General features: G+C 74.6%; 1 pseudogene. It reads right to left on the bottom strand.

What is annotated here, in order from left to right:
* A pseudogene (locus DEIPI_RS32645) lies at positions 1–347 on the bottom strand (hypothetical protein); the annotation flags it as partial.

Below are 347 nucleotides of genomic sequence, written 5' to 3'. Positions count from 1 at the left end.
GCGGTGCGTGCGCGGCGAGCACGGCGTCCACGGCGACGCGGACGTTGCCGTCCGTGCTGTCTTGAAGCCGACGGGCAGGTCGAGGCCGCTCGCGAGGGCGCGGTGCGTCTGCGATTCGGTCGTGCGGGCGCCCACGGCGGCCCAGGAGAGCAGGTCGTCCAGGTAGGGCGTGGCGAGCGGTTCGAGCACCTCCGTCGCGACGGGCAGACCCATGGAGAGGACGCCGCGCATGAGGGCGCGGGTGCGGCGCAGGCCCCCTTCGAGGTCGAAGCCGCCGTCCCGGTCGGGGTCGAGGAGGAAGCCGCGCCAGCCGACGGTGGTGCGGGGCTTGTCGACGTAGACGCGCA

This window comes from Deinococcus pimensis DSM 21231, from assembly GCF_000519345.1.
In the GTDB taxonomy this organism is placed as follows: domain Bacteria; phylum Deinococcota; class Deinococci; order Deinococcales; family Deinococcaceae; genus Deinococcus_A; species Deinococcus_A pimensis.
This window is presented reverse-complemented; position numbering and strand designations above follow the sequence as displayed.